The sequence below is a fragment of the Protofrankia sp. Cr1 genome (genome assembly GCF_963555865.1).
Classification (GTDB): Bacteria; Actinomycetota; Actinomycetes; order Frankiales; family Frankiaceae; genus Protofrankia.
In genome coordinates this window covers 7,096-8,604 of record NZ_CAUVXO010000212.1, presented here as the reverse complement: position 1 = coordinate 8,604, position 1,509 = coordinate 7,096, and the positions used below count along the sequence as shown (strand labels likewise).

3 protein-coding genes are annotated in these 1,509 nt (G+C 68.6%); 2 read left to right on the top strand and 1 reads right to left on the bottom strand.

The annotated features are described in order from the left end of the window. The coding region (soxR, locus tag U9980_RS16490; protein ID WP_322768728.1) for a redox-sensitive transcriptional activator SoxR at nt 1–407 on the bottom strand (407 nt) is incomplete at its 3' end. Nucleotides 408–514: 107 nt separating this feature from the next. On the opposite strand from soxR, the gene U9980_RS16485 reads away from it, so the two are divergent. Both U9980_RS16485 and U9980_RS16480 read left to right on the top strand, forming a co-directional pair. Beyond that, entirely contained in the window at nt 515–1,276 is a 762-nt protein-coding gene (locus U9980_RS16485; protein ID WP_322768727.1) for an SDR family NAD(P)-dependent oxidoreductase, read from the top strand. Further along, nucleotides 1,276–1,509, top strand: a 234-nt coding sequence (locus U9980_RS16480; protein ID WP_322768726.1) for an S-adenosylmethionine:tRNA ribosyltransferase-isomerase, incomplete at its 3' end; no start/stop codon positions are given. The genes U9980_RS16485 and U9980_RS16480, both read left to right, overlap by 1 nt.

Sequence of the window (1,509 nt, the reverse complement as noted above, 5' to 3'; positions counted from 1 at the left end):
CGTGCCGCGACGTCGGCCGGGTTGGACATCGCGCACAGTTGCAGGGAGAGGCATCCGCAACCGATGCAGGAGTCAAGCCCGTCGCGTAGGGCTGTCAGCGCGGTGATCTGGTCGTCGAGACGTGTGCGCCAACCGCGGGACAGCTTTGTCCAGTCCGCCTTGGTGGGCGTTCGGCCACCGGGTAGCTCCGCCAGCGCCGCGGCTACCTCGTCGAGGCTGAGGCCGACGTTGCGTGCGGCGCGGATGAAGGCGAGCCGGCGCAGAATGTGACGTTCGTACCGGCGCTGTCCACCGGACGTGCGTGCGGCGCTGAGGAGCCCCTCACGTTCGTAGTAGCGCAGTGCCGACGCTGCGAAGCCGCTGCGCCGAGCGACCTCGCCGACCGTGAGCAGGTCCGTGGACAGCATCGGTGCCTCCCTGGATCCGGGTGCCGATCCGATCGGATCTCTTGACTTAAAGCTAACTTCAACTACCAGTATGGCGTTCAATTGCTGCCACGGCAAAAGGAGACCTCATGCCGGTCGCACTCGTCACCGGAGCATCCCGCGGGCTTGGCCGGGCAACCGCCCGGGCACTCGCAGCCCGGGGCTGGTCGCTCGTCATCGACGCGCGGGGCGCCGACGCCCTGCAGACAGTGGCCGGGGAGCTGACGGCCGCCGCCAATCGTCCCAACGTCACTCGTCCCAACGTCACAGTCACGACCATCTCCGGCGACGTCGCGGATCCGCGACACCGGACGGCTCTCGCCGCCGCCGTGCACCAGCACGGCCGCCTCGATCTGCTTGTCAACAATGCGAGCGTGCTGGGGCCGAGTCCGCAGCCCGAGCTTGCCGATTACCCCTTCGACGAGCTGGCGCGTGTCTACGACGTCAACGTGTTCGCGCCGCTGGCGCTGGTGCAGCTCATGCTCCCGTTGCTGGCCGAAAGCGCCGGCAGCATCGTGAACGTCAGCTCGGACGCGGCCGTCGAGGCGTACCCGGGTTGGGGCGGGTACGGTTCGGCGAAGGCCGCGCTGGATCAGCTGACCGCGGTGCTCGCCGTCGAGCGGCCGTTGTTGCGCGCCTATTCCTTCGATCCCGGCGACATGCGTACACAGCTGCATCAGCAGGCATTCCCGGGGGAGGACATCAGCGACCGGCCCGCGCCGGAGACCGTGGTACCTGCTCTGCTACGGCTGGTCGATGAGCGTCCGGCCAGCGGCCGTTACCGCGTGAGGGACAGCACCGCTGTGGGTGACACTGCCGCGGTTGACACCGCCGTCGGGCCGGTGTCGTGATGACGGAGCGTCCCGTCGCCCGGACACGGTTCGTGCTGCCGGCGCAGGCAAGCGCGACCATGCCGCCCGAAGCACGAGGTCTGCGGCGCGACGGCGTCCGCCTGCTGGTTGCGGACGAGCTGGGAGTCCGTCATACCCGCTTCGCCGATCTGACCGACTTTCTCGAACCCGGCGATCTCATTGTCGTCAATACCTCCGCAACGCTGGCCGCAGCCGTTGACGGTCGGCGCGAC

Excerpts from the sequence above, each read along its gene's own strand:
- U9980_RS16485 (WP_322768727.1), top strand. The coding sequence starts at position 515 with ATGCCGGTCGCACTCGTCACCGGAGCATCCCGCGGGCTTGGCCGGGCA.